Raw genomic sequence first — 26074 nt, 5'->3', positions numbered from 1 at the left:
CGATCCACCCGTCCGGGCCGGTTCTGCGGCAGACTGCCGGGGTGACCGTCCTGCTGTGGATCGCCGCGTCCTCCCTGCTGGTCTGGCTCTGGCTGGCGTGCTGCCACGGGTTGTTCTGGCGCACCGACGTGCGGCTGCCGCCGCGTCGTCCGCCGGTGCGATGGCCGGAGGCGGTGGTCGTGGTGCCGGCCCGGGACGAGGCGCAGGTGCTGCCGGTGAGCCTGCCGACGCTGTTGGCGCAGAAGTACCCCGGGCGAGCGCGGGTGATCCTGGTGGACGACCACAGTTCGGACGGCACCGGCGCGCTGGCGGCGGAGCTGCGGACGCTGGACGGACTGGACCTGACCGTGACGACGCCGCCCCCGCTGCCCCCGGACTGGACGGGCAAGCTGTGGGCGCTGCGGCACGGGGTGGAGCTGGCCGGTCCGGACGTGGAGTACCTGTTGCTGACGGACGCCGACATCGCGCACGGCCCGGAGTCGCTGGCGGAGCTGGTGGCGGCGGCGGAGTCCAACGGGCTGGACCTGGTGTCGCAGATGGCGCGCCTGCGGGTGGAGACCGGCTGGGAGCGGCTGATCGTGCCGGCCTTCGTCTACTTCTTCGCCCAGCTGTACCCGTTCCGCCGGAGCAACCGCCCGGGTGGCCGGACGGCCGCCGCGGCGGGCGGCTGTTCGCTGGTACGGCGGGAGGCGCTGGAGCGGGCGGGCGGGGTGGCCGCGATCCGCGGGGCGGTGATCGACGACGTTTCGCTGGCCCGCGCGGTGAAGTCCTCCGGCGGGCGGACCTGGCTGGGGCTGGCCGACGAGGTGGACAGCGTCCGCCCGTACCCGCGGCTGGAGCAGCTGTGGCGGATGGTGTCGCGCAGTGCTTACGCCCAGTTGCGGCACTCGCCGTTGCTGCTGGCCGGGACGGTGCTGGGGCTGGGGCTGGTGTACCTGGTTCCACCGCTGGCGACGGTGGCCGGGCTGGCGGCGGGGGTGCCGGCGGTGGCGGTGGCGGGCGGGGCGGCCTGGGCGCTGATGGCGGGGACGTACCTGCCGATGGTCCGCTACTACCGGCAGCCGGCGGCGGCCGTGCTCCTGCTGCCGTTCACGGCCGCGCTCTACCTGCTGATGACGGTGGACTCGGCGGTGCAGCACTGGCGGGGCCGGGGCGCGGCGTGGAAGGGCCGGACGTACTCGCAGGCCTGAGCCCCGCCGGCGGTTCCCCGTCGGCCGGACCCGGCGCAAAGCCGGGCGCCGCGGGCCGGTCCGCTCCATACTGCTCGGATGGACCGTCAGACGATCTCGCGCCTCGCCCACGCCCACCACCCGATCGCCGCGCCGATCGCCGACGAGTCGGTGGCCCGGCTGCTGGACCGGGCGACCGCGCGGACGGAGGCCGGCCGCGCGCTGGACCTCGGCTGCGGCGAGGGCGCGTGGCTGGTCCGCGCGCTGGCGGCGCGCCCGGGCTGGCGGGCGGTGGGGGTGGACCTCGACCCGGCCGCACTGACCCGGGCCCGCGAGACGGCGACCGCGCTCGGCGTGGTGCGCCGGCTCGGCCTGCACCACCTGGACGCCCGGGAGTTCACCGCCGTCGAGCCCTTCGACCTGGTGCTGTGCGTCGGCTCCACGCACGCCTTCGGCGGGTTGTCGCCGACCCTGGCGGCGGCCCGTGATCACCTGGCCCCGGGCGGCCTGGTCATGGTCGGCGAGGCGTTCTGGGAGCGCGAGCCGTCCCGGGCGGTGCTGGACGGGCTGGGTGCCGAGCGGGACGACTACGCGGACCTGGCGGCCACCACGGACCGGGTGCTGGCGGACGGCTGGACGCCGGTGTCCGGGTACGTGAGCAGCCCGCAGGAGTGGGACGACTACGAGTTCGCCTGGACGGGTTCGCTGGCCGAGTGGGTGCTGGACCACCCGGAGCACCCGGACGCGCCGGCCGCCCGGGAGGCCGTGGACCGGCACCGCCGGGAGTGGCTGCACGGCTACCGGGGGACGCTGGGCTTCGTCACCTACCTGCTGCGCCGGGGCTGAACGGCCGTCCGGCCGGAACGGCCCATACGGGCCGAACGCCCGCCCGGACGCGCCTACTTCTGCGTGCGGGCCAGGAAGTCGTCGATCAGCGGCGCGATTTCGGGCAGCTTCTCCTCGAGGGCGAAGTGCCCGGTGTCGAGGACGTGGAGTTCGGCCGCGGGCAGGTCGCGCAGGTAGGCGCGGGCGCCGGCCTCGGTGAAGAAGGGGTCGTTGCGGCCCCAGAGCACCAGCGAATCCACCGATCCCGCGTCACCACCGCCTCGTCCACGGTCAGTTGTGCTGGAGCTGCTCCTGCTGCACCAGGTAGTCCAGCACCTCGGGCATCGCGTCGACGCCACCGGCCTTGCTCGGCGAGGTCCGGTACTCGCCCTGGACGACCACCGTCGGCAGCTCGTTGATCCCGTAGCGGATGAACTGGGCCGCGGCGTCGTCCACCGCGCGCCTGACCTCCGGCGAGCGGTACGCCGTGCGGAAGACCTCGGCGTCGGCGCCGTGGCGCACCGCCCAGTCGGTGGCGGTGACCTCGGAGGTGAGGTCGGCCTTGTCGGTGTGCACCGAACGGAAGGCGGCGACCTGCAGGCGCTCGACCAGGCCCAGGCGCTCCAGCGTGTAGTAGAGCCGGGCGTGGCCGCGCTGCACGGCCTCCTCCGGACTGCCCGGCCAGATCGCCGGCACCCGGCGCAGGTCGACGTCCGCGCGGTGCTTCTCGGCCCAGGCCTGAAGGGACTGTTCGAGCTGCTGGGAGTGGCCGCAGTCGTACCAGAAGAACTCGACCGCCTCGGCGCGGGCGCTCTCGCGCACCGGCTGCGGATGGTCGAGCCTCACGAACTGGGCCCCCTCGGAGGGGGGTTGGTGGGACGCCGCGCCGGCCTGGACGGGGAATGCGGCGATCCCCGCGGCGACGGCGAGCAGGACGGCGGACCGCAGCAGCGACTTCGAGTTCACACCGGGCAGTGTGCCGGTGACGGTTCGTTACCGTCGAGTCGGCCCCGGGCCGGCGGCCCGGATTCGCCCGAACGGCGCAGCCCCCACCGCCCGGTCGACGGGAACCGGGCCCGGTCGACGGGAACCGGGCCCGGCCGAGGGGAACCGCCCCGGCCGCCGCCGCCCGCGGAGGGCCGTCCGCCGCCGTCCGCCACCGACCGCCGGGGCCCGCCCCGCCGGCACCGTCAGGAGCCCGGCCCCGATCCCGCCCACACCTCGGCCACCAGCCGCTGCCAGTCGTCCACCACCGCGCCCAGCTCGAAGTTCTCCAGTGCGTGCGCCCGGGCGGCCGCGCCAAGGCCAGCCCGGTTGCAGGCCAGCACCTTGGCCAGCGCCTCGGCGAGGGCCAGCGGGTCACCGGGCGCCACCAGCGCGCCGGTGGCGCCGTCCCGGACCACCTCGCGCACCCAGCCGACGTCGGTGGCCACCGCCGGCACGCCGGCCAGCGCCGCCTCGATCAGCGCGCCCGGCACCCCCTCGCTGTCGCTGGTGAGCAGCAGCGCGTCGGCGGCCCGGTAGAGCGGGGCCGGGTCGGGCAGGGCGCCGAGGAAGTGTGCGCGGGCGGCCGCCGGGTGGCGGGCCAGCGCCTCGCGCAGCGGGCCGTCCCCGGCCACGGCCATCCGCACGTCCGGCAGGCGGTCCAGGACGTCGAGGGCGAGGTCGAGCCGCTTCTCGGGGGCGATCGCCCCGATCCAGGCGACCAGCAGGACGTCCGCGGGCAGGCCGAGCTCGTGCCGGGCCGCACGTCTGTCGTCCCGGCCGCCGGCCGGCGGATAGCTCTCCGCGGCACGGGAGTTGGCGATCACCCGGACCTTGCCCTCGGGCAGCTGGAACTGCTCCTCCAGAACGATCCGGGCCTCGTCGGTGAGGGTGGTGACGGCGGCCGCCCGGTGCATCAGCGCACCCCCGCGCACCCGGCGCAGCCGCGTCGCGGTCCAGTAGCGGGGGTGGCCGACGGAGACGTAGACGTAGGGCGTCCGGGTGCCGGCCAGGGCGAGGGCGCAGGCGGCCAGGGTGTCCGAGCCGTGGGCGAGGACCACGTCGGCGGCGCGGGCGGCGGCGCGCAGCGAGCGCAGGGTGCCGGGCCGCAGGCGCCCGGCGCCGAGGACCGCGGCGTTGGCCGCGCCCGGGAGCCCGGCGCAGGCGCCGGGGAGGATGTCCGGCTCGTCCTCGCCGCCGTCCTCGGCGCGGGGCCCGGGCAGCGCGGGCGCCGCGAACCGCGCGGGCGGCGCGGCGGGCTGCGGGGCGAGGGCGCACAGGGCGGAGGCCTGGCCCCGGCGGCGCAGTTCCCGGTGGAGGTCACGGGCGAGGTTCTGGGCGCCGCCGCGGCGTGGATCACTGATCAGGTGCAGGACACGGGGACGGGCTCCGGCCGGATCGGCCGACGTATGGTCGGGCATGGACCGACCTTGGCACAGCGCCCCGCGCGGTACAGCCCCTTCGCGCAACCTGGTGGTGGCCCGTGCGCCCGCGCGAATACACCTGTCGTGCGCGGGTCGGCCGCGGCCGTGCGCCGGTTGCGACCGCTGTGCGCCCCGTGACACGCACCACCCCCGAGCCGACGGTCGCGTCCGGCCCCCGGCACACCCCGGCACCACCCCGTCCGACCCCGCGGCGTAACCCGGCCACCCCCCAACCTTCGCCCGCACGATGGGAGTTCGCCACCCGGGCGGGCCAAATCGCTGGCGGGCCGGTCGGTCACCTGCGATGCTGATCGCCAGTCAGGGGGCGTCCGGCACGGGAGAACGGGCGCGCCCGCAGCGGGCGGGGGTGGCCGGTGCAGGTACTCGTGTTGCTCGACAGCGTCAACCGGACCGGCGGGGCCGAGCGCGCCCTGGTCGAGATGGCGCCCCACCTGGTGCGCGCCGGCGTCACCCTGGACGTCGCCCATCTGCACGACTCCCCCGGCGGCTGGCAGCCGGAGCTGACGGCGGCGGGCGCCACCGTGTTCGCCGTCGGCCGGCTCAGCCGCGCCGGGACGGCCGCGGCGCTGCGCCGCCTGGTCCGCGAACGCCGGCCCGACCTCCTCCACACCACCCGCCACACCACGGACGTGCTCGGCCGGGCCACCGCGCTGGCCACCCGCACCCCCGTGGTCTCCAGCCTGCTCGACCCGGCGTACGGGCCCGCGCAGCTCAGCACGCACGACGGCGGCCCCTGGCGGACCCGCGCCGGACGGGCCCTCGACACGGCCACCGCCCGGGGCCCCCGCCGCTTCCACGCGCTCACCCGGCACGTCGCCACCACCATGGCGCGGCGGCTGCGGGTGCCCCGGCGGCGCATCGACGTGGTGCCGCGCGGCCTCGACCCGAACCTGTTGGGCACCGCCACCCCCGAGCGGCGGGCCGCCGTCCGCGCCGCGCTGGAACTCGCCCCGGACGCACCGGTGGTGCTCGCCGCCGGGTGCCAGCAGTACCGCAAGGGCCTGGACGTCCTGCTGGCGGCCTGGCCGGCGGTCCGGCGCGAGCAACCGGAGGCCGTGCTGCTGCTGGCGGGGGCGGCCGGCCCGGAGAGCGGACGGCTGCGGACGCTCGCCGAGGCGGCCGGGAACGTCCGTCTGCTCGGGCCGCGCGAGGACGTCGCCGACCTGATGGCCGCCGCCGACGCCGTCGCCGTGCCGTCCCGCTGGGCGGGCCAGGGCGGCACGGCGATCGAGGCGATGGGCATCGGGGTGCCGCTGGTCTGCACGGACGTCCCGGCACTGCGCGAGACGGTCGGCTCGGAGGACTACGCGCGGCTGGTGCCGCCGGAGCAACCCGCCGTTCTGGCGGCCGCGCTCACGGACACCCTGGACGACCGGGCTGCGGCGCGGCAGCGGGCGAAGGCGGCGCGGGCGCGGTTCCTGACGTCCTTCACGCTGCCTCAGGTGTCGGCGCAGATGGTCGAGTTCTACGAGCGGGCCCTGCGGGTGCGGCCGGTCTGAGCCGGGGCACGGGCGCACGCAACCGAGCCGTACGCGGAGCAGGCACGCGATCGGCCCGTACGCGGAGCGACCCCGCGAGGCCCGGGGACGCCCCGCGCGGCGCCGGGCCGGTTACGCGGTTCGGGTGAACGCGGTTGGACCTCGACCCGGCCAGGTCGGCAGGATGTCCGGCCGGGGCCCGGCGCGCCGCCCCATCTCCCCCTGCCCCCTTCGGATTTGGAGTCACCCGGTGTTCAAGGGATTCCGCAGCTTCCTGCTGCGCGGAAACGTGGTGGACCTCGCGGTCGGCATCGTGATCGGCGCGGCCTTCACCGCCGTGGTCACCGGCTTCGTCACCGCCTTCCTCACCCCGCTCATCGGGGTCGCGACCGGGGCCGTCGGCGACTTCACCCAGAAGACCTTCGAGGTGGCCGGCACCCGGTTCCCGTACGGGGTCTTCGTCAACGCGCTGATCGGGTTCGTGCTGGTCGCCGCGGTGATCTACTTCGCCGTGGTGGTGCCGGTCGGCAAGCTGCAGGCGCGGTTCGAATCGGCCAAGCCGGCGCCGGCCGCGAAGGTGGACTGCCCGGAGTGCCTGAGCTCGATCCCGGCCGCGGCCAGCCGCTGCTCCTTCTGCACCTCGGAGGTGTCCGGCCGGCCGGGTCTCCCGGCGCAGACGCAGGCGCTGCAGTCGAGCTGAGTGCGACTCCGGTCGCGCCGGCCCCTGGCTCCCGACCGCGGGGCCGCAGGGCCACCGGGCCGCCGGGCCGCCCACCGGTGGCGGACCGGGCGGGGCGGGGCTGACCACGGCTTTTATAACGGCTGGGCACCGGTTCAGTAGCGTTTGACAGGGACCTTATCCCCGAAACATTCACGAGCCTCCGCCGACCGTCGGCGGGGGCTCGAATGCGCCCGCGCACGCCCTGTCGCCAAAAGTTTCTCCGGCGGGCCAGGAAGCGGCCACCGCCCAGTCACCGCAAGGCTTCCCGGCTCCTCCGTGCGGTCGCCGTTCGATCACCGACGGCGCGCGAAGGTTGTCCGGAACTGAACGCCGGTATGTCCGTTCTTCCTACTTTCGAAACCTTTGTGCGAGCGAAGACTGTGTAAACACTCGAACTGCTCCCCCTCCCACTCTCCTCAGCAGGCGCATTGTGGGCTTACCGTATGCCCCATGACCTCGCCCCGCTCCTACGACGGAGTCGGCTACCCCTCTCCGTCCTTCTCCTCCGGCACGCCGATCTACGACAGCCTCGTGGCTGAGCGCGGCGTCCCCCAGATCGCGCCCATCAACGTGCCGGCAGCCCTGCCGCCGGCGCTGTCGTCCGGTTACGGAGCGGGCCTCGCCCCCTCCTACGAGAACCGGTACGGCAACGGGTACGAGAGTGCCGGCAGCAACCTCCCCGCGCTGCCGCCCGCCCGCCTCGCCCTGGGCCCCGGCCCGAGCAGCGGCCCCTCCGCCGGCCCCGCCACGGCGTACATCCCCGCGCAGCCCGCGCCGGCGTACGCCTCCGCGCCGCAGCCGCCCGTCCCCGGTTACGGCGCCCCCCAGCCGTACCAGCGACCGCAGCCCGCCGCGCCGTCCTTCGCCCAGACCGCCAGCGGCGGCTACCAGCCGACCGGCGGCCAGAGCTTCGGCGGCCAGAACACCTTCATCGGTGGCCAGGGCGGCCAGCAGTCCTTCGGCGCGCAGCCGATCGGCGGCCCGGGCGCGTTCGGGCCCGGCCACCCCGGCGGCCAGCCGCAGGGCGGTCCGCAGAGCTTCGGCGGGCAGCAGTCCTTCACCGGCCCGAACCCGGCCGGCCCCGGCTTCCCGGGTCAGGGCGGCGACCAGGGCTTCGGCGGCGGCCAGCTGCGCCCGGCCATGGCGCCGGTCGCACCCGTCCGCCCGATGCAGCCGCAGCGGCCGGGCCCCTACGGCGACACCGGCCAGGGCCAGTTCCAGCCCGGCGGCTACCAGCAGGGCCAGGGCTACTGAGCCGCTGACACCCCGGGGCCGTCCCCACCCGGCCCCCACCCGCACCATCTGAGCACCACCCGGCGCGATCCCGCGCCGGGCCCACGGAGAACGGGTCATCCACGGACCGCCCGGAACGCCCCCACGGCGTCCCGGGCGGTCCGTGCGCGTACGGGCCCGGAACCGTCCGACCGCCCCTCGCCGGCACCGTCACGGCACGACGGGCCCGGGCCCCGCCCGGAGCAGCTGGGCAGCCACGCCGGACGGCCGCGCTCCCGGCACCCAGGGCGCCCGGAGGATCCGCGCGACCGGCTGGCAGGATGGGGGGATGCAGCTCACCGGACTCCACGTCTACCCCGTCAAGTCCATGTACCGCCTGAGCCCGGCCACCGCCCAGGTCGAACCCTGGGGCCTGGCCGGAGACCGCCGTTGGATGCTCGCCGACGCCACCGGACGGTTCGTCAGCCAGCGCGAGAACACCGCACTCGGCCAGATGCGGGCCGACCTGCTCCCCGACGGCGCGCTCGCCCTCACCGCCCCCGACGGCTCCCGGACCGAGGTCCCCGCCCCCGCCGTCGCGGCCGGCGACCCGCTCGCCGAGGTCGAGGTGTGGGGCACCCGCTTCCACGCCGCCGAGGCCGCCAAGGACGCGCACCGGTGGATCGCCGAACACCTCGGCGACTACCGCCTGGTGCACCTGGACGACCCCCGCTCCCGGCCCGTCGACCCCGACTACTCCGAGCCCGGCACCACCGTCTCGATGGCCGACGGCTTCCCGCTGCTGCTCACCACCACCGCCTCGCTGGACCGCCTCAACGCGCTGATCGCCGCCGAGCACCCCGACGGCCACGAGAACCTGCCGATGGAACGCTTCCGCCCCAACGTCGTGATCGGCGGCGCCGAACCCTGGGCGGAGGACGGCTGGCGCCGGATCCGGATCGGCGACCTCACCTTCCGGGTGGTCAAGCCGTGCGGCCGCTGCGTCATCACCACCACCGACCAGGAGAGCGGGGAGCGGCGCGGGCCCGAACCGTTGCGCACCCTGGCCCGGCACCACCGGCTGCTGAGGTCCGCCGCGTTCGGGCAGAACCTGATCCCCGAGCGGCCGGCCGGCGTGACCGGCGACGTGCTCGGCACGCTGCGCGTCGGCGACGACGTCGAGGTGCTGGAGGACGGGGCGCACTGGCCGGCCGACGCGCGGGGGTGACCGGCTGACGGCTCCCACCGCGCCCCGGGCTCCGGCCGCCGCCGTGATCGGCTCCGGCGCCGGCTCCGGAACCCCGGCTGTGCGCGCTCGTTGAAACATGTGGTCGGAACGTGTGGCAACGGCGCGCACCCCCGGTGCCCCCGCCTCCACGGGCGGCCGGACCACCCGGACGGGCGCGCTACGGTGGGCGGACGGCCCGCGCACCCCGTGCCCGGCCCGTGGCACGCCGGCTCGACGAAGGTGGGGACGACAGACCGTCATGGCAGAGCACAGGGTCCGGGTCACCCAGGACAGCGCATCCCGCTGGCGTCGCCGCGCGGGCGAGTACGACACGCTCACCGAGGCCCTGGCGGCCGCCGAACCCGGCGACACCGTGACCGTCCGGCCGGGCACGTTCCGGGAGAACCTGCTGCTCGACAAGGCGGTGACGATCGTCCCGGCCCAGGGCCCGGGCACCGTGCGGATCGACCCGCCCTCCGGAGTGGCGCTGACCGTCACCGCCGCCGCCACCGTCCGCGACCTCGTCGTCGAGGGCGGTGACGGCTCCACCCCCGCCGTCCTGGTCACCGGGCCGCAGGCCACGCCCGCGTTCTCCGGCTGCCGGATCGAGACCCGATCGGCCACCGGCCTCGAGGTCGCCGACGGCGCCCGGCCCACGCTGCGCGGCTGCGTCGTCACCAACCCCGCCGGCCTCGGCCTGCGGCTGCGCGGCGCCGGCACCGCCGCCGCCTTCGAGGACTGCGAGGTCGCCGCCGCCGGCCAAGCCGGACTCGCCGTCCTCGGCGGTGCCACCGCGGCCCTCGAACGCTGCAAGGTCCACCACGCCTCCGGCGCCGGCGTCCTGCTCTCCGACCCGGGCAGCGCCGCCGAACTGACGGGCTGCGAGATCTACGAGATCCGCGGCAGCGGGGTCCAGGCCGACGCGCAGGCCGGCGGCCGGCTCGTCGACTGCGAGATCCACCGGGTCACCGGGAACGGCCTGACCCTGGACGGGGAGGCCGAACTCGTCCTCACCGGCTGCCGGGTGCACGACCTGCCGGAGAACGGCGCCGACCTGCGCGGCCGTTCGCGCCTCACCCTCGCCCACACCACCGTCCGCGACTTCGGACGCGGAGCGCTCTCGGTGTGGGACCAGGGCACCGAGGCCGTCGCCGAGTCCTGCCAGATCCACGGCTCCAACGGCGAGTACCCGGCCCTGTGGGTCAGCGACGGCGCCCGGCTCACCCTCACCGACTGCTCGCTGCACGACCTCCCGGACGCCCTCTTCGTCCTCGACCGCGACTCCGCCGCCACCGCCGAGGACTGCTCCTTCAGCCGCATCCGCAGCTCCGCGGTCTCGGTCAGCGGCGGCGCGGCCGTGACCCTCACCGGCTGCCGGGTCCAGGAGGCCGGCACCGGCCTGTGGTTCCGTGACCACGGCAGCGGCGGGCTGCTCACCGACTGCGAGATCTCCGACGTCGCCACCGGCGTGATCGTCACCAAGGGCGCCGACCCGGTGCTGCGCGACTGCACCGTCCGGGCCAGCACCGACGCCGGGGTCTACGTCTCGGCGCAGGGACGGGGCACCTTCGAGGACTGCCGGGTCTCGCACGGCAAGGGCTTCGGCTTCCACATCATCGACGGCTGCCGCACCCGGCTCACCCGCTGCCGGGCCGAGCAGAACGAACGGGCCGGCTTCGAGTTCTCCGAACCCGGGCCGGTCGCGGAGGGCTGCACCTCCGACGACGTCGGGCCGGGCCTCGGCGCGGCCGAGGTACCGGCGCCCCGCACCGCCCGGCTCCCCGCGCCCGCGATCCCGTCCGCCGTCGCCGCCGCGGCACCCGCGGCGCCCGCGGCGATCTCCCCGATCCCCGACTGCCGGCCCGCCGACGAGGCGCTCGCCGAACTCGACTCGCTGGTAGGGCTGGCCACCGTCAAGCAGGAGGTGCGCACGCTGATCGACCTCATCTCGGTCGGCAAGCGCCGCCGGCTGGCCGGGCTCAAGGCGCCCTCGCTGCGCCGGCACCTCGTCTTCACCGGCGCCCCCGGCACCGGCAAGACCACCGTCGCCCGGCTGTACGGCGAGATCCTGGCCGCGCTCGGGGTCCTCCAGCGCGGGCACCTGGTCGAGGTCGCCCGGGTCGACCTGGTCGGCGAGCACATCGGCTCCACCGCGATCCGCACCGCCGCCGCCTTCGACCGCGCGCGGGGCGGGGTGCTCTTCATCGACGAGGCGTACGCGCTCGCCCCCGAGGACGGCGCGCGGGACTTCGGGCGGGAGGCCATCGACACCCTGGTCAAGCTGATGGAGGACCACCGGGACGAGGTGGTCGTCATCGTGGCCGGTTACACCGCCGAGATGGAGCGCTTCCTCTCCGCCAACCCCGGTGTCTCGTCGCGTTTCTCACGCACCGTCACGTTTCCCGACTACACGGCGGACGAGCTGCTGGACATCGCCCGGGCCCAGTGCGCCGAGCACGAGTACGAGCTCGCCGAGGAGGCCGAGGGCGCGCTGCTGGACCACTTCGCCCGGCTGGAGCGCGGGCCCAACTTCGGCAACGGGCGCACCGCCCGGCAGGTCTTCGAGACCATGGTCGAGCGGCACGCCGTCCGGGTGGCCCACCTGACCGACCCGTCGACGGAGGAGCTCCAGCTCCTCGTCCCGGCGGACCTGCCGGGCACCCGGCTGCCCTGAGCGCGGCCGGGTGACGGGGGCAGGGTGACGGGGGGTCCGGCGGCCGGGGTCGGGGCCGGGGCCGGAAGGAGGCCTCAGCCGAGCAGCCGCTCGACCAGGAGGTCCACCCGCGCCCGCTCCAACCCGGGCCGCAGCCGTCCGCCGCGCACCAGCGTCACGAGCCCGTGCAGTGACGCCCAGCCCACCTCGGTGAACACCTCCGGGTCCCGCTCCCCCGCCACCTCGGCGAAGGTGCCCGCGAGCGCGGCGAAGGCCTCCTTCAACGGCTCCGGCGAGTCGGGCCGCCCGAACGGCAGGTCGGTGGCGAGGGTGAACATCGCGTCGTAGAGCGCCGGGTTGGCGAGGCCGAAGGCGAGGTACTCGTGCGCCGCCGCCGCGAAGGCCGCCGCCGGCCCGTCGGCCTCGCGCACCACGGCCCGCAACGCTGCGGCGAGTTCCGCGAACCCCTCCAGCGCGACGGCCGCGACGATCTCCGTCTTGCCCGCGAAGTGGCTGTACAGCACCGGCTGGCTGTACTCGATCCGCTCCGCCAGCCGGCGGGTCGTCACCGCCTCCCAGCCCTCGGCCTCGGCCAGCTCCCGCGCGCTGCTGATGATCAGTTGGTGCCGCTCGGCGCGTTCGCGCTCGCGGCGCTGGTGAATCGACATGGACCGATCCTAGCATCGCTAGGCAACAGAGCGCCGAAAGGTTGCGGTGTCGACCCCCGCCCGGGCGGCGCCGGCACGGCTGGCTGGCGCACGCCGCCCCGCCGGGCCGGGCCACCGCTCACCGACCGCCCCAACCCGGCTGCCCGGCACGGCACGGCACCTGACGATCCGTCACCGAGCCTGCGGCATCAGCCCGTCCAGGCCCCGCCGGCGAGGAAGGACTCCAGTGCGGCCCGGTACGGCGCGATGTCGATCCGCTCACCCGCCAGCCAGTCGTCCGAGTAGTACTTGTCCAGGTAGCGGTCGCCCGGGTCGCAGATCAGGCCCACCACGCTGCCGCGCCGCCCCGAGGTCCGCATCTCGGCGACGATCTTCAACGCGCTCCACAGGCCCGTCCCGGTGGACGCCCCCGCCTTCTTCCCGAGCAACTGCTCCAGCAGCCGCACGGCGGCGATCGAGGCGGCGTCCGGCACCTTCATCATCCGGTCCACGGCCCCCGGGACGAAGCTCGGCTCCATCCGCGGCCGCCCGATGCCCTCGATCCGCGACCCGCGGTCGCAGACGGCCTCCGGGTCGTGGTGGACCCAGCCCTCGAAGAAGCAGGAGTTCTCCGGGTCCGCGACGCAGATCCGGGTGTCGTACTGCATGTAGTGCACGTACCGGGCGATGGTCGCCGAGGTGCCGCCCGTCCCGGCGGTGGCGACGATCCAGGCCGGCTCCGGGTGCGGCTCCAGGCGCAGCTGGGCGAAGACCGACTCGGCGATGTTGTTGTTGCCGCGCCAGTCGGTGGCCCGCTCGGCGTAGGTGAACTGGTCCATGTAGTGCCCGCCGGTCTCCTCGGCGAGCCGCGCGGACGCCGCGTAGACCTCGTCCGGCCGCTCGACCAGGTGGCACTCGCCCCCGTGGAACTCGATCAGGTCGATCTTGGCCTGACTGGTGCTCTTGGCCATGACGGCGATGAACGGCACCCCGACGAGCTGGGCGAAGTACGCCTCGGAGACGGCGGTGGATCCGCTCGAGGCCTCGATCACCGGCTTCCCGGGGCGGATCCAGCCGTTGCAGAGCCCGTAGAGGAAGAGCGAGCGGGCGAGGCGGTGCTTGAGGGAGCCGGTCGGGTGGGTGGACTCGTCCTTGAGGTAGAGGTCGATCCCCCACTCGGTGGGCAGCGGGAAGCGCAGCAGGTGGGTGTCGGCGGAGCGGTTGGCGTCGGCCTGGACCTTGCGCACCGCCTCCTTGAGCCAGGCGCGGTACTGCGGGTCGGTGCGGTCGATGTCGATCGTCGGCTCGATCGCGCTCGCGCCGCCCTGACTGCGGACGCCGCCGGCGCCGCCGGACTGGCTGCTCATGGTCTCTCTCTCCACTCGTTGCGCCCCCCGGTGCTCACTACGAGTGTATGAGAGTCACGATAAGTGACAATTTCCGAAGACCCAGCTTCCGCTTATCCCGCCCGCGCTCCCCGTCGAGGAGCCCGGGCTGCCCTCCCGGTCCGCCCCCGCAGCCCGCCGGCACCGGCGTCAGCCCGCCGGCACCGGCGTCAGCCCGCCGGCACCGGTGTCAGCCCGTCGGCACCGGTGTCAGCCCGTCGGCACCGGTGTCAACCCGCCGGCACCGACTGCGGATCCGCCAGGTACGGCCCCCAGCCCAGTTCGGCGGCGCCGGCGAGCGCACCGTGCGCCAGCTCCGCGCCGACGATCGGCACCCGCCCGCTGCGCCCCCACAGGCACCGTTCGGCGACCACGGCGCGCAGCCGCTCGGGCGCGGCCTCCAGCAGGTCGAGGTGGAGCCCGCTGAGCACGACCCGGTCGGGGTTGAGGATGTTGGCGACGCCGGCCAGCCCGAGGCCGAGCCGGTCGATGACGTGCTCCACCGCCGCCCGCGCCCGCTCGTCGGTGGCCGCGGCCCGGCACAGCTCGCGCGCCTGGTCGAGCAGCGGGCGGCCCGGTTCGGGGCTGAGGCCGGCGGCGGCGAACAGCGCGTCCGGGTCGGTCTCGGAGTTGAGGCACCCGCGGTTGCCGCACTGGCAGGGGCGGCCCTGCGGGTCGACGGTCAGGTGGCCGACCTCGAGCGCCAGCCCGGCGCTCCCGGTGTGCAGGTGGCCGTCGATCACCAGCGCGCCGCCGACGCCACGGTGGCCGGAGGTGACCAGCAGCAGGTGGCGGGCGCCGCGCCCGGCACCGTGGCGGTACTCGGCGAGCGCGGCGAGGTTGGCGTCGTTGGCGATCACGGTGGGCAGCGGCCGCAGCGCGTTCGGGCCGTGGTCGGCGCGCCCGACCTCGACGTCGTAGAGGTCCGCGACCGGGGTGCCGCTGGGCCAGGCGAAGTGCAGGGCGGCCAGCGCGGTGCCGTCCGGCTCGGTGACGGGGTTGGGCAGCGCGAGCGCGGCGCCGAGGCAGCGCCGGCTCGTCGCGCGGGCCAGCTCGGCACCGGCCTCGGCGACGGCGCGCAGCATCCGGACCGGGTCGGTGGCGGCGGGCAGCGGCAGGTGGACGGGCGGGTCCAGCAGGCCGCCGAGGCCGGCCAGGGTGACGCTCAGCCCGTCGGCGTGGATCTGCCCGGCGACCACGACCGGCCCCTGCGGGTCGATCGCCAGCCGGTGCGAGGGGCGGCCGCGGCCGCCGCCGGCGGGGCGCGAGTCGACGGTGATCAGGCCGAGCGCCTCGAGTTCGGCCGTGACGGCGCCGGCGGTGGCCCGGGTGACGTCCAGCGCACGGGTCAGCGCCGAGCGGGTGGGCGTCTGGCCGGTGTGGATGAGCGCGAGCGCGGGGCCGAGCAGCGTCCGGCCGCGGTCGGGGGCCGCGCGGCGGTGGGCGTCGCGCTGCGCGTCGGGGTCGACCCCGGCGCCTGGTCGCGGGCTTGAAGGTGAGAGCTGCACGCCCCTATTGTGACTTTGTGCCGCTTCGAAACAAAATCCGTTCACACTCCCGACCCGACCAGGCCTCCTCCCAGTCTCGCAGCACTCCCCCCGGAACGGACAGCCCCTGGGGCCCAGCACGCCTCGCGCTGACCGCCTTCTTCGCCGTCGACGGATTCCTGTTCGCCGCCTGGGTCGTGCGCATCCCGGACGTCCGCAGCCAGGTGAACGCCTCGCACAGCGCCCTCGGCATGGCCCTGCTCTGCCTGTCCGTCGGCGCCGTCCTCACCATGCCGGTGGTCGGTCGGCTCTGCCTCCGGTACGGCTCGCGCCCGGTGACCGTGGCCTCGCTCGCCCTGCTCAGCCTCGCCGTGCCGCTGCCCGCCCACACCCACTCCGTCACCGCGCTCGGCGGCGTCCTGCTGCTCTTCGGCGCCGGGTACGGCGGCGCCAACGTCGCCATGAACAGCGCAGCCGTCGACCTGGTGGCCCAGCTGCGACGGCCCGTCATGCCCAGCTTCCACGCCGGCTACAGCCTCGGCGGCCTGATCGGCGCGGGCGTCGGCGGACTGCTCGCCGGGCCGTTGAGCGCCTCCTGGGCACTGGCCCTGGGCGGCCTGCTCGGTCTCACCGTCACCGCCGCCGCGGGCGTGGTCCTGCTGCGCAGCCCGGCCGCGCCGATGGTCGCGCCCGTGCGGGCCGGTGGGTCCGCCCCGGCGGAGGCCGGGGGCGACACCGTGGGCACCGGTGCCGCAGGAGACGCCGGTGTCGCCGGGGCAGCCGCGGACGGCACCCCGGGCACCGGGGCGGCCGGGACCACCGCCCGGGCGACAGCGGCCGCGCCGCAGGTCCGCCTCCTCGTCCTCCTGCTCGGCCTCACCGCCCTGTGCACCGCCTACGGCGAGGGCGCCGTCGCCGACTGGACCACGCTCCACCTCACCGACGACGTCCACGCCGGCCCCGGTACGGCCGCCGCCGGGTACGCCGCGTACGCGTTCGCGATGACCAGCGGGCGGGTCGCCGGCACCTGGCTGTCCATCCGGCTCGGCCAGACCCGGCTGATGCTGCTCGGCGGACTGGCCGCGGCGGCCGGCATGCTGGTCGCCGCGCTGGCCCCGGTGGTGCCGCTGGCCGTCTGCGGCTTCGTCCTGGTCGGCCTCGGCCTGGCCAACCTCTTTCCGCTCGCCATCGCCCGGGCGGGCGCCGCGGGCGGGCCGCAGGGCGTCGCGTTCGCCTCGACCCTCGGCTACGGCGGGATGCTGATCGGCCCGGTGGTGATCGGCTTCCTGGCCGACGCGATCGGACTGCCGCTGGCGCTGACCACCGTCGCGGTGGCGGCCGGCGCGGCGGCGTTCCTGCCGCTGACCGTCCGCCGGCACTGAACACCCCCCGGGGGATCGTCGGTGATCCCCGACGATCCCCCGGCGGGACGGCCGGCGGGTCTCGGGGTCGGTCGCGGGCCACGAGGTCACCGCCGGGCCCGCAGGTCACCGCCGGACGCGGCGACCTCCCGGCCCGGGGATCGCCGGTGGGACGGGCCCGGCCGGGTACTGGCAGGATGCGGGCCATGACGACCAGCGAACGGATCCAGGTACTGCGGGCGGCCGAGCGCCCGGCCACGGCGTGGCTCAACGGGGGCGGGGTGACCAGGGAGGTCGCCGGACACCCGGCCGGAGCCGGGTTGGACGGCTTCGACTGGCGGGTCAGCCTCGCCGACGTCGCCTCGGCGGGGCCCTTCTCGCCGTTCCCCGGCGTCGACCGAGTGATCACCCTGGTCGAGGGCCCCGGCATGGTGCTGACCGTCGACGGCACCGAGCACGCCGTCGACGCGCCGTTCCGCCCGTTCGCCTTCCCGGGTGAGGCCGAGACGGACTGCCGGCTCCTGGGCGGCCCGGTGGTCGACTTCAACGTGATGACCCGACGCGGCCGGGTCGGCGCCGGCGTCGACCTGTTCACCGCGCCGGGCGCGGTGGACGTCCCGGCGGGCGACAGCGTGCTCGTGGTCTGCCTCGCCGGCTCCGCAGCGGTCGCGGACGTGGCGGCGGTCGCGGCCCCCGCCGACGCCGCGGAGCCGGCGGACGGGACGACGGGTGCCGCCGACGTGGCGCTGGACCGTTTCGACGGCGCGCTGCTCGCCGGGCCCGGCGACTACGAGGTGCGGGTCCCGCACGGCGGTGTCACGGCGGTGGTCTCCTTCCGGCCGTCCCGCTGACCGGCTGACCTGTCCGCCCGCCGACCTACCGATCCGCCGATCCGCCGACCTACCGACCTGCCGACCTGCCGATCCGCCGACCTGCCGGGCAGCGGCTGATCGGCTGATCGGCAGGCCCGTGCCCCGTCCGGCCACGGCGCACCGGCGGGGCCCCGGCCGGGGAGCGGACTCCCCGGCCGGGGCCCCGCCGACGGGCGGCGGCGCTCAGCCGCAGAACACCGGAGTGGCGTGCGCCGGGTCGAGGGCGTTGGTCACCAGGTGCAGCGCCGTCGGCGAGAACGCGATCGCCACGTGCTCGGCCAGCGTGACCGGGCAGTGGTCCTGCAGCACCTCGTTGTCCACGGCCGGGCCGTTCAGGAACTGGGTGCGCCACGGGGTGACGACCTCGTCGTAGACGGTCGAGACGACCGTGTAGCGCACGCCGGGCACGGTGTCCGGGCGGGAGGCCATCACGCGGTTGAAGTCGGAGCCGACCGCCTGGTCGCGGCAGGACTGGCAGACGGTGTAGATCAGGTCCGCGACGCCCGGGAAGTACGGGGCGAGCTTGGTGATCCCGTCGAGCGTGGTGCCGTGGTTGGACGGCGCCAGGCCGACCATCCGCCCGACCTTGGCGGCGCCGCCGAGGAACTTCAGGTAGTAGTTCGGCAGCATGCCGCCCTGCGAGTGGCCGACGATGTCGACCTTGCCCGCTCCCGTCGCCTTCAGCACCAGGTCGACGAACCGGCCGAGTTGGGCCGCCGAGTCGGGCACCGGGCCGAGGCCGCCGATCGGCAGCAGCAGACCGCTGCCGGAGGAGGTGACACCGGGGACGGTCCCGTAGTCGAGGGCGAACACGCAGTACCCGAGGCCCTTGAGCAGCGGGGAGAGCGCGAGCCAGTTCTCGTAGCGGTTGGCGAAGGTGCCGTGCACGAGGACCACCGGGTCGGGGTGGGCCGCGCTCGGCCGGCAGTTCCAGTCGTTGGCACCGGGCGGGGAGGCCACCGAGTCGCCGTCCGGCGGCAGTTCGGCGGCCGACGCGGCGGCGCCGGGGGACGCCACGGCGGCCGGAGCCGCGATCGCCGGAGCCGTCGACGCGCCGACCAGCAGCGCGCCCGCCAGCAGGCTCGTGCCGAAGGCCCCGCCGAGCCTACGGCGCAGGGGAGTTGCGGAGAAGCGGAGAAGTGGGGTTCTCAACTGTTGCCTCCACGGCGGAAGTTTGTTACCAACAGGTAACCCGAGTGGCTCCATCATGCGGTCGCCCCTCCGGCCCGGCCCTTGGGCGTTCCCCAGATCTGGACGGTGTTCTCTGTGACCAGTCACAATGCACCCGATTGCGCGCCCCACCGCGCACCTGACCGCGCCGCCGCCCGCACATCCGGACGCGCGCCCGCCGGCCCGTCCGCTTCCGTTTCCGTTTCCGTTTCCGCAGCCGGCACCGCGCACCCGGGCGAGACCGTGACCGAAACCGCAGCCGCGGCCGAACCCGCAGCCGCAACGTCGGCGGCAGCCTCGCCCGCCCCAGGGACCACGGGGCGGACGGGCGGCCAGGCCCCCGGCTGGCGCGTGCCGGTGATCGGCGGCCGCCCGGCCGACCAGCGACTCCTCGGCGGAGTACGCGAGTTGGCCGTGGCCGTGGTCGCCGCCCTGCTGGACCGGGTGCCCGTCTACCGCCGCCTGCCCCGGGAGCAGCTCACCGGCGAACTCACCCGCGACACCGAGCGCCGGATCCGCGCCCTCGCCCACGCCGTCCGCACCGGACTACCCGCCCCCGACGAGGAGTTCACCGCCGTGCGGGAGGCCGCCACCCGGCGCGCCGAGGAGGGCCTGCCGCTGGACGCCGTCCTGCTCGCCCACCACCTCGGGCTGGAGGTCTGCTGGGAGTTCGCCACCCGGCACGCGCGCGCCGACGACGCCGCCGACCTGCTCGTCCTCAACCGGCTGCTGCTGGACCAGCTCCGCCAGGCCACCACCGCGGCCGGCGCCGGCTACCTCGACGAACACCGGCCGGCCGGCGACCCGCGCGGCGCGGCCCGACAGGCCCTGCTCACGGCGCTGCTCGCCGGCAGCCCCGCCGAAGAGGCCGCCGCCCGGGCCGGACTGCGCCTCCCACCGCGCTACGCCGTCCTCTGCCTCTCCGTCTCCGACCACCCCGACGAGCACACCCCCGGCGTCGAACCGGCCGTCGCCGCCCGCCGCAAACTCCGCCGGCTCACGGCCGAACTCGGCCACCACACCCGGCAGTCGGCGCTGTCCGCGCTCACCTCCTCGGGCGGCCTGGTCCTCGTCCCGATCGGCCCGGACCAGGCCCCACCGACGGCCGGGAGAGCGACCGACGACGGCCCGGCCCCCGAAGCCGGGCCCTGGCCGCACCTCGCCGCCACCGTCGCCGCCGCGGCCCGGGCCGCGGGCGCACCCGTTCTGGCCGGTGCGGCCGCCGCCGCGCCCGCCGAGGTGCCCGACGCGGCCGCCCTCGCCTACGAAGTCCTGGACGTCGCCCGTGCGTTCGGCCGCCCGCCCGGGCTCCACCGGCTCGACGACGTCCTGCTCGAGTACCAGCTCACCCGGCCCAGCCGGGCGCGCGCCCGGCTCGCCGCCCTGCTCGAACCGCTCACCGACGGCGGCGAGTTGCTCACCACGCTGCGCACCCACCTGGCGGGCGGGCTCAACCGCCGGCACACCGCGACCACCCTGCACCTGCACCCGAACACCGTCGACTACCGGCTGCGCCGGATCGCCGCCCTCACCGGCCTCGACCCCGCCCGCCCGGCCGACGTCCTGCGGATCACCGCCGCCATCGCCGCCCGGACCGCCGAACGGGCGGCGCACACGGGGTAGTCGGCCGCCCGCCCGGGCACGACGGGCCGGGCCTCGGCCGGACTCCCGACACCGACAGTCGGCCGGACCCCGGCACCGGCAGTCGGCCCCACACCCACCCGGGCCCAGCGGGCGGGCCGGACACAGCAGGCGCGCAGGAGACGGCGCGCGGGCCGGGCACAGCGGGCGGGCCGGACCACCGGCCCTACGGCTGCTCCCCCGGCAGCCGCAGGTCCCAGCCCACCAGCGCGCGCAGCTGCTCGGCGGTCACGCCGTCCGGCACCGGCTGGGGCGCGTCGTGGCGCAGCGGCGGCTGCCAGCCGTCCTCCGCGGTCCAGCGCCGGACCACCTTGGCCGGGGCCCCGGCCACCACGCTGTGGTCGGGGACGTCACCGCGCACCACGGCGCCCGCGGCGACCACCACGTTGCGGCCGATCCGGGCGCCCGGCAGGATCACCGCGCCGGTGCCGATCCAGCTCCCGGCGCCGATCTCCACCGGCTCGTTGCGCGGCCACTGCTTGCCGATCGGCAGGTCGGTGGCCCGGTACTCGTGCGCCTGGTCGGAGATGTAGACACCGGGACCGGTCCAGACGTCGTCGCCGAGGACGATCGACTGGTGGCCGACGATGTGGCTGTCCCGGCCGATCACGCAGCCGCCGCCGATCCGGACGATCGGCTCGGGCCCGAGGTCCAGGCCCGGCAGGAAGCCCGCGCTGATGGTGACCCGCTCGCCGATGATCGAGAACGGGCCGATGGTGATCCACTGCTCGTTGAACACCGCACCGAGCGGGAACGCCAGCGTCGTGCCGTCCCCCAACTCGCCGAAGCGGTACGGGCCGGGGCTCCGGTTGGTGACCGCACCGGTCCGCTGCACCCAGCGCCAGCCCCGGTGGACGAGTCGGCCGGCGGCACGGCGGCCGCCGGACCGGACGGCGGAGAGGAGCGAACGGGTTATCGGCATGCGATCACGTTACCGGCCCGTAGGGTGCGCCCCGACTCCGGGCGGCCAACATCACACCGCCCCCGCGCCCACCGTGACCTGCGGCGCACCCGACCGGGCCGACCCGCGCCGACGGTCTGTCCGAAATCCGCGGCCCACGGCGGGCTCCGGTGGAACACTCCCCCCATGGAGATCATCGAACACGTGTCCGTGCTGCACCGCGAGGGCACCCTGCTCGCCGACGCCGCCGCCCGGACCGACCCGTCCGCGCCCGTCCCCACCTGCCCGGACTGGCGCCTCGGCGACCTGGTGCGACACGTCGGCCACGTCCACCGCTGGGCCGCCGCCTACCCGTCCCGCGGCCTGCGCGCCCCGCTGGACGAGGCGGGCGAACGGGCCGCCACCGGCCCGGCACCGTCCGACGCCGACCTGGTCGACTGGTTCCGCGAGGGCCACGCCGCGCTGGTCGACGCACTCACCCGGGCCCCGGCCGACCTCGACTGCTGGGCCTTCCTGCCGGCCCCCAGCCCGCTGGCGTTCTGGGCCCGGCGCCAGGCCCACGAGACCGCCGTCCACCGCTTCGACGCCGACGCGGCGGCCGGCGTCGAGGGGCCCCGGGTGGACGCCGCCTTCGCCCTCGACGGCATCGACGAACTGCTCCGCGGCTTCATGGCCCGCAGCGGGAGCAGGCTGCGCAGCGACCAGCCGCGCACCATCCGGGTCCGGGCGACCGACGGCCCCGGCTCCTGGCACCTGACGATCACCCGGGAGCCGCTCGGCGTCACCCTGGGCGACGCCCCCGAACCGGCCGACCTGACCCTGAGCGGCCCCGCCCGCGACCTGTACCTGTTGCTGTGGAACCGGCTGCCGGTCGGTCCCGCCCGAACCGGAGCCGTGACCGGGGCCGGGGCCGTGACCGGGGCCGGATCCTGGGCCGAGACCGGGCCCGTGGCGAAGGTCGAGCTCTCCGGCGACGAGACGCTGCTCGGCCTGTGGCGGGACGCGGCGGCCATCGGCTGGAGCTGACGGCTCCCCGGGCCGGGGGCCGACCCCCGGCCCGGAGGCCGTCCGCCCCGCCCGTCAGCGAACCCAGCGCGCGGGCCGCTTCTCCAGGAACGCCCGCATCCCCTCCTGCGCCTCCTCCGAGCCGAACAGCCGAGCCGACAGCTCCACCAGTTCGTCCGCGTCCCGCTCGAAGGAACGCACCACCTCGGCGTTGGCCAGCCGCTTCGACTCCGCCAGCCCCTGCGGGGAGCCCTGGCGCAGCGCGTCCAGCAGGCCCTTCAGCGCGACCCCGGTGTCCTCGGCGGACTCGGTGGCGCGGGTGATCAGGCCGATCCGGGCGGCCTCGGCGGCGTCGAAGACCTCGCCGGTGAGGTAGTAGCGGGAGGCGGCACGCGGGTCCAGCTTGGGGCGCAGCGGCAGCGAGATCACGGCGGGCGCGAGGCCGAGCCGGACCTCGGTGAACGCGAAGGTCGCGGTCGGGCCGGCGACGGCGAGGTCCGCCGCACCGACCAGGCCCAGACCGCCCGCCCGGACGTGGCCGTCGATGACGGCGATCACCGGCTTGGTGCAGTCGACGATCGCCCGCTGCAGCTCGACCAGGCCCCTCGGGCCGACCGTCGGGTCCGCCCCGGTCGCCTCGGACAGGTCCGCGCCCGCGCAGAACACCTTGCCGGTGTGGCCGAGCACCACGGCCCGGACCTCCGGGTCGGCCGCGGCGGCCGCCAGTCCGGCGCGCAGTCCGGCCATCAGGCGGGTGGAGAGCGCGTTGCGGTTGTGCGGCGAGTCGAGGGTGATCGTGGTGACGGCGTCGGCGGTGGTGACGCGGACGAGGGGCTCTGCGCTGGTCATCGGCGGGGCCTGCCTTCCGGCTGAGGGTGGGTCGGACTGCCGCGCCGCCCGGGGTGCCCGGGCGACGCCCGGACGACTCTGGCACGCCCACCCGCCCCTCGGCCAGAGCCACCCTGCGCCGGATCCCGGCGGAAAACCGGTGGTGGCGACCACCACGCGCACGGCAGCATCGCCGCCATGACCACCGACACCGTGCTCCTGCTCGCCCCGCGCATCAACGAGACGGGGCTCCAGCTGCGCACCGCCGCCGGCCGCCGCGGCCTGCGCGCGGCCGTCGCGCAGGCCTGGCAGGCGCCGCCGGAGCTGCTCGGCTCGGCCGTGCACGTGTACGGCGGGCCGCTGTTCGCGGACGCGGTCGGGCGCGAGCTCGACCTGGCGCTCCTGGAGCCGTCGGCGGACTGGCTGGCCCGTCTGCCGCACGCCCTGACCGGCCGGCAGGTGGCCTGCACCACCCTGGCCGAGGCGCGGCGCCTGCGCCGCCGGGCATTCGTCAAGCCGCCCGCGGACAAGCTGTTCGCCGCCCGGGTCTACCCGGACGGCGGCGCGCTGCCGGGCCCCGAGCTGCTGGACGGGGACACTCCGGTCCTGGTCAGCGAGGTGGTGCGGTTCCGCAGCGAGTACCGGCTGTTCGTCCTGGACGGCACGGTACGAGCCGCCTCGCGCTACGCGGTGGACGGCGACCTGTCCGTCGCACCGCTCGGCACGACGAACGACAGCGGGGCGAACGGCAGCTGGGCGGCCGGCAGCGGGGCGGCCGATGCCGAGGTGGACGCCGCCGAGGCGGCCGACGCCCTCGCCTTCACCGCCGAGGTCCTGGCGGCGTCCGGGCCGGGCGCCGCGCTGCCGAGCGCCGTGGTGGTGGACGTCGGGCTCACGGACGACGGCCGCTGGGCCGTGGTCGAGGCCAACGCGGCGTGGGCCAGCGGGGGTTACGCCGCCGACCCGGAGGGCGTCCTCGACGTGGTGCTCCGTGCCGGCGGCCCGGCCGCACGACTCCCCGGCTCCGACCGGCCGTTCCTGCGCGAGCTGCCCGAGGTCGTCCGCTAGGGCTGGGGACCGCGCCGAGGACCGAGCGCAGGACCGCGAAACCCGGGTGCGGCCCGGTCACCCGCTCGGACAGGATGGTCGCCATGACCACCTCGCATCTCACCCACATCGTCGAGCCGCCCGGAGTCGCCCCCGGGACGGGCTACACCCAGGTCGTCACCGGAACCGGCCGGCTGGTCCTGGTCTCCGGCCAGGTGGCCTTCGACGAGCACCGGAACCTGGTCGGCGCCGGCGACCCCAAGGCGCAGGCGCGCCAGATCTTCGAGAACCTGCGCCGCTGCCTGGCCGCCGCCGGGGCCGACTTCTCCGACGTCGTCAAGTTCACCTACTTCATGACCGATATCGGCCACCTCGCCGCCATCCGCGAGGCCCGTGACGAGTACCTCGGCGCCGTGCTCCCGCCGGCCTCCTCCGCGATGCAGGTCTCGGCGCTGTTCCTGCCCGAGGTGCTGATCGAGATCGAGGCCATGGCGGTCGTCCCGGAGTAGCCGACCACCCCCGTCGGCCGGCTCCCCCGGGCCCCGCACTGCTCGGGCCCCGGCGCCGCGGCTCGGGCCCACATCCGCCGCGCCGTCACAGCAGCCGCCACAGCAGCCGTCACGCCGTCCGTCACGCCGCCGTCACACCGGCAGGACGGACCCGCCCCGCCGCCCGGCCCACCGGACGGCGGGGCCCATCGCCAGGCCCGCCGCCGCCAGCACCCCGCCCAGGACCGCCCAGCCGACCGGGCCGAACCCGATCACCGCCGTGGTGACCAGCGCCGGGCCCGCCATCATCGCGGCCGCCGTCCCGGCGTTGTAGACGCCCTGGTAGGCGCCGTGGTCGCGCTCCCCCGCGAGGTCGTAGCTGAGCGCCCAGCCGCCCGCCTGGCCGAGGACCTCGCCGAGCGACTGCAGCGCCACTCCGCCGAGCACCACCAGGGCCGCGACGACCGCGGGCAGGCCGTGCGCCAGCGCGATCACCAGGCAGGAGGCGGCGAGCAGCAGTCCCGCCCGGCCGCAGAGCCGGGCCGCCGTCGCCCGGTCCTCCGTCCCCCGGGTGGCCCGCACCTGCAGGGCGACCACCAGCAGGGTGTTGACGATCAGGGTGCCCGCGACGGTGATGCGCGGCGCCTCGGTGTCCTGGACGATCCACAGCGGCACGCCGACCTCGAGGACGGCGAACTGCAGGCAGAGCACCGAGTTCAGCACCGTGACCACCAGAAAGGGGCCGTCCCGCAGCGCCGGGTTGCGCCGCCGCGCCCGCCGCCCGTCCGGCTCCCCGCCACCGGCCTGCGGTGCGGTCGGCGCCGGGCGCTCGTGGGCGGGCAGGCGGTGGAACAGCACGGCGACGACCGCGAAGGAGGCGGCGTCGGCGAGGATCGCCGCCAGGTAGACGGGCCGGGTGTCCACCTGGAGCGCGACCGCGCCGACGGCCGTGCCCAGGCAGATGCCGATGTTGGTCACCACCCGCAGGTAGGCCCGGCCCGCGACCCGGCGCTCGGGCGGCAGCACCTCGGCGTACAGGGCGTTGCGCACCGCGGCGGACCCGCGGTCGACGGCCGCGACCCCGCAGGCCAGCGCGACGAAGGCCGGGTAGCTGTGCACCAGCGCGTACCCGGCGGTGCCGACCGCCTCCGCCACCACCAGCACCACCAGCACCGGCCGGGCGCCCCACCGGTCGGCCGCCCGCCCGGCCGGCACGCTGGCCGCCACCCCGCACAGTCCCGCGGCGGTCATCCCGAGCCCGAGCTGGGCGGCGCTCAGACCGAGCACCCGGGTGAAGAAGAGCACCGCGACGGACAGCGAGAGTCCGTTGCCGACGGTGTTGACCAACGTGGCCCCGGCCAGCCGACGGACCATCGGGTCGGGGTGCAGGCGCCGCCGGACGGCCCCCGGCAGGCCGTTCCCGGCGTCCGGGTCTCCCGCGTTTCCAGGCATGGCGAGCGGAGGTGCGGAAGTCTCCGCAGGTGAGGAGGTCATGCCCTGATCACACCGCCTACCGGGGCGCTGCGG

Annotated in this window: 22 protein-coding genes and 1 pseudogene; 13 read left to right on the top strand and 10 right to left on the bottom strand. The window is 76.1% G+C overall.

Annotated elements, in window-relative coordinates; translation table 11 throughout:
- Positions 1-41 precede the first annotated feature (41 nt).
- Both ACFYUY_RS35930 and ACFYUY_RS35925 read left to right on the top strand, forming a co-directional pair.
- The gene (locus ACFYUY_RS35930) at positions 42-1190 is read left to right on the top strand and encodes a glycosyltransferase (protein WP_387907189.1); all 1149 of its coding nucleotides are present in this window, start codon (positions 42-44) and stop codon (positions 1188-1190) included.
- A 78-nt stretch (positions 1191-1268) separates the two neighbouring features.
- Positions 1269-2015, top strand: a complete 747-nt coding sequence (locus ACFYUY_RS35925) for an SAM-dependent methyltransferase (protein WP_387907186.1) — start codon at positions 1269-1271, stop codon at positions 2013-2015.
- A 53-nt stretch (positions 2016-2068) separates the two neighbouring features.
- Here the strand turns inward: ACFYUY_RS35925 and ACFYUY_RS35920 are convergent.
- From ACFYUY_RS35920 to ACFYUY_RS35910, 3 genes and pseudogenes are all read right to left on the bottom strand, one after another.
- Positions 2069-2392, bottom strand: a pseudogene (locus ACFYUY_RS35920) (alpha/beta fold hydrolase); the annotation flags it as partial.
- Positions 2286-2816 carry a thiol:disulfide interchange protein DsbA/DsbL gene (locus ACFYUY_RS35915; protein WP_387907248.1) on the bottom strand — a complete coding sequence of 177 codons (531 nt, stop codon included), beginning with the start codon at positions 2814-2816 and terminating at the stop codon, positions 2286-2288. The pseudogene ACFYUY_RS35920 and the gene ACFYUY_RS35915, both read right to left, overlap by 107 nt.
- Before the next feature lie 368 nt (positions 2817-3184).
- Positions 3185-4399, bottom strand: coding sequence for a glycosyltransferase family 4 protein (locus tag ACFYUY_RS35910; protein ID WP_360222292.1), 1215 nt, complete (start codon positions 4397-4399; stop codon positions 3185-3187).
- Between the two features lie 377 nt (positions 4400-4776).
- Here ACFYUY_RS35910 and ACFYUY_RS35905 point away from each other — a divergent pair, with 377 nt between their 5' ends.
- The 5 genes from ACFYUY_RS35905 to ACFYUY_RS35885 all read left to right on the top strand — a co-directional run bounded on the left by ACFYUY_RS35905 (position 4777) and on the right by ACFYUY_RS35885 (position 11736).
- A complete protein-coding gene (locus ACFYUY_RS35905) occupies positions 4777-5922 on the top strand; it encodes a glycosyltransferase family 4 protein (RefSeq protein ID WP_360222289.1) in 1146 nt (381 codons plus the stop codon).
- Positions 5923-6151: 229 nt separating this feature from the next.
- Positions 6152-6601 (top strand): large conductance mechanosensitive channel protein MscL, encoded by a 450-nt coding sequence (mscL, locus tag ACFYUY_RS35900; RefSeq protein ID WP_360222286.1) that lies wholly within the window; start codon positions 6152-6154, stop codon positions 6599-6601.
- A gap of 471 nt (positions 6602-7072) precedes the next feature.
- Entirely contained in the window at positions 7073-7876 is an 804-nt protein-coding gene (locus ACFYUY_RS35895) for a DUF6643 family protein (protein WP_387907182.1), read from the top strand.
- 307 nt (positions 7877-8183) lie between these two features.
- On the top strand, positions 8184-9062 hold the full coding sequence (locus tag ACFYUY_RS35890) for an MOSC domain-containing protein (RefSeq protein ID WP_387907179.1): 879 nt from the start codon (positions 8184-8186) through the stop codon (positions 9060-9062).
- 259 nt (positions 9063-9321) lie between these two features.
- A complete protein-coding gene (locus ACFYUY_RS35885; protein ID WP_387907176.1) occupies positions 9322-11736 on the top strand; it encodes a right-handed parallel beta-helix repeat-containing protein in 2415 nt (804 codons plus the stop codon).
- Positions 11737-11810: 74 nt separating this feature from the next.
- Here the strand turns inward: ACFYUY_RS35885 and ACFYUY_RS35880 are convergent, their stop codons facing one another.
- From ACFYUY_RS35880 to ACFYUY_RS35870, 3 genes are all read right to left on the bottom strand, one after another.
- A complete protein-coding gene (locus tag ACFYUY_RS35880; protein WP_360222274.1) occupies positions 11811-12383 on the bottom strand; it encodes a TetR/AcrR family transcriptional regulator in 573 nt (190 codons plus the stop codon).
- Between the two features lie 188 nt (positions 12384-12571).
- Positions 12572-13729, bottom strand: coding sequence for a PLP-dependent cysteine synthase family protein (locus ACFYUY_RS35875; RefSeq protein ID WP_387907172.1), 1158 nt, complete (start codon positions 13727-13729; stop codon positions 12572-12574).
- Between the two features lie 248 nt (positions 13730-13977).
- On the bottom strand, positions 13978-15156 hold the full coding sequence (locus tag ACFYUY_RS35870) for an ROK family protein (RefSeq protein ID WP_387907245.1): 1179 nt from the start codon (positions 15154-15156) through the stop codon (positions 13978-13980).
- 116 nt (positions 15157-15272) lie between these two features.
- Between ACFYUY_RS35870 and ACFYUY_RS35865 the strand changes: the two genes are divergently transcribed.
- A complete protein-coding gene (locus ACFYUY_RS35865) occupies positions 15273-16616 on the top strand; it encodes an MFS transporter (RefSeq protein ID WP_387907170.1) in 1344 nt (447 codons plus the stop codon).
- Positions 16617-16801: 185 nt separating this feature from the next.
- A complete protein-coding gene (locus ACFYUY_RS35860) occupies positions 16802-17446 on the top strand; it encodes a HutD family protein (protein ID WP_387907167.1) in 645 nt (214 codons plus the stop codon).
- 204 nt (positions 17447-17650) lie between these two features.
- Here ACFYUY_RS35860 and ACFYUY_RS35855 read toward each other — a convergent pair whose 3' ends face one another.
- Positions 17651-18619 (bottom strand): esterase/lipase family protein, encoded by a 969-nt coding sequence (locus ACFYUY_RS35855; protein WP_387907164.1) that lies wholly within the window; start codon positions 18617-18619, stop codon positions 17651-17653.
- A 432-nt stretch (positions 18620-19051) separates the two neighbouring features.
- Between ACFYUY_RS35855 and ACFYUY_RS35850 the strand changes: the two genes are divergently transcribed.
- Positions 19052-20260 (top strand): PucR family transcriptional regulator, encoded by a 1209-nt coding sequence (locus ACFYUY_RS35850; protein WP_387907242.1) that lies wholly within the window; start codon positions 19052-19054, stop codon positions 20258-20260.
- 184 nt (positions 20261-20444) lie between these two features.
- Here ACFYUY_RS35850 and ACFYUY_RS35845 read toward each other — a convergent pair whose 3' ends face one another.
- Complete coding sequence (locus tag ACFYUY_RS35845) at positions 20445-21200, bottom strand: DapH/DapD/GlmU-related protein (RefSeq protein WP_360221586.1); 756 nt, start codon at positions 21198-21200, stop codon at positions 20445-20447.
- A 165-nt stretch (positions 21201-21365) separates the two neighbouring features.
- Between ACFYUY_RS35845 and ACFYUY_RS35840 the strand changes: the two genes are divergently transcribed.
- The gene (locus ACFYUY_RS35840) at positions 21366-22205 is read left to right on the top strand and encodes a maleylpyruvate isomerase family mycothiol-dependent enzyme (RefSeq protein ID WP_387907160.1); all 840 of its coding nucleotides are present in this window, start codon (positions 21366-21368) and stop codon (positions 22203-22205) included.
- A gap of 54 nt (positions 22206-22259) precedes the next feature.
- On the opposite strand, the gene ACFYUY_RS35835 is transcribed toward ACFYUY_RS35840, so the two are convergent.
- On the bottom strand, positions 22260-23033 hold the full coding sequence (locus ACFYUY_RS35835; protein WP_387907157.1) for an enoyl-CoA hydratase family protein: 774 nt from the start codon (positions 23031-23033) through the stop codon (positions 22260-22262).
- Between the two features lie 177 nt (positions 23034-23210).
- Between ACFYUY_RS35835 and ACFYUY_RS35830 the strand changes: the two genes are divergently transcribed.
- Both ACFYUY_RS35830 and ACFYUY_RS35825 read left to right on the top strand, forming a co-directional pair.
- A complete protein-coding gene (locus tag ACFYUY_RS35830; protein ID WP_387907153.1) occupies positions 23211-24080 on the top strand; it encodes an ATP-grasp domain-containing protein in 870 nt (289 codons plus the stop codon).
- Positions 24081-24163: 83 nt separating this feature from the next.
- The gene (locus ACFYUY_RS35825; protein ID WP_387907150.1) at positions 24164-24568 is read left to right on the top strand and encodes a RidA family protein; all 405 of its coding nucleotides are present in this window, start codon (positions 24164-24166) and stop codon (positions 24566-24568) included.
- 132 nt (positions 24569-24700) lie between these two features.
- Here ACFYUY_RS35825 and ACFYUY_RS35820 read toward each other — a convergent pair whose 3' ends face one another.
- Positions 24701-25999 carry an MFS transporter gene (locus tag ACFYUY_RS35820; protein ID WP_387907147.1) on the bottom strand — a complete coding sequence of 433 codons (1299 nt, stop codon included), beginning with the start codon at positions 25997-25999 and terminating at the stop codon, positions 24701-24703.
- Positions 26000-26074: the final 75 nt, after the last annotated feature.

The organism is Kitasatospora sp. NPDC004745, assembly GCF_042873275.1.
Taxonomy (GTDB): domain Bacteria; phylum Actinomycetota; class Actinomycetes; order Streptomycetales; family Streptomycetaceae; genus Kitasatospora.
This window is presented reverse-complemented; position numbering and strand designations above follow the sequence as displayed.

What these genes read in the sequence shown, in the direction of transcription:
- ACFYUY_RS35925 (WP_387907186.1), top strand. Translation starts at nt 1,269, where the DNA reads ATGGACCGTCAGACGATCTCGCGCCTCGCCCACGCCCACCACCCGATC.
- ACFYUY_RS35910 (WP_360222292.1), bottom strand. Translation starts at nt 4,399, where the DNA reads ATGCCCGACCATACGTCGGCCGATCCGGCCGGAGCCCGTCCCCGTGTC.
- ACFYUY_RS35895 (WP_387907182.1), top strand. Translation starts at nt 7,073, where the DNA reads ATGACCTCGCCCCGCTCCTACGACGGAGTCGGCTACCCCTCTCCGTCC.
- ACFYUY_RS35890 (WP_387907179.1), top strand. Translation starts at nt 8,184, where the DNA reads ATGCAGCTCACCGGACTCCACGTCTACCCCGTCAAGTCCATGTACCGC.
- ACFYUY_RS35885 (WP_387907176.1), top strand. Translation starts at nt 9,322, where the DNA reads ATGGCAGAGCACAGGGTCCGGGTCACCCAGGACAGCGCATCCCGCTGG.
- ACFYUY_RS35880 (WP_360222274.1), bottom strand. Translation starts at nt 12,383, where the DNA reads ATGTCGATTCACCAGCGCCGCGAGCGCGAACGCGCCGAGCGGCACCAA.
- ACFYUY_RS35875 (WP_387907172.1), bottom strand. Translation starts at nt 13,729, where the DNA reads ATGAGCAGCCAGTCCGGCGGCGCCGGCGGCGTCCGCAGTCAGGGCGGC.
- ACFYUY_RS35860 (WP_387907167.1), top strand. Translation starts at nt 16,802, where the DNA reads ATGACGACCAGCGAACGGATCCAGGTACTGCGGGCGGCCGAGCGCCCG.
- ACFYUY_RS35845 (WP_360221586.1), bottom strand. Translation starts at nt 21,200, where the DNA reads ATGCCGATAACCCGTTCGCTCCTCTCCGCCGTCCGGTCCGGCGGCCGC.
- ACFYUY_RS35840 (WP_387907160.1), top strand. Translation starts at nt 21,366, where the DNA reads ATGGAGATCATCGAACACGTGTCCGTGCTGCACCGCGAGGGCACCCTG.
- ACFYUY_RS35835 (WP_387907157.1), bottom strand. Translation starts at nt 23,033, where the DNA reads ATGACCAGCGCAGAGCCCCTCGTCCGCGTCACCACCGCCGACGCCGTC.
- ACFYUY_RS35830 (WP_387907153.1), top strand. Translation starts at nt 23,211, where the DNA reads ATGACCACCGACACCGTGCTCCTGCTCGCCCCGCGCATCAACGAGACG.
- ACFYUY_RS35825 (WP_387907150.1), top strand. Translation starts at nt 24,164, where the DNA reads ATGACCACCTCGCATCTCACCCACATCGTCGAGCCGCCCGGAGTCGCC.
- ACFYUY_RS35820 (WP_387907147.1), bottom strand. Translation starts at nt 25,999, where the DNA reads ATGCCTGGAAACGCGGGAGACCCGGACGCCGGGAACGGCCTGCCGGGG.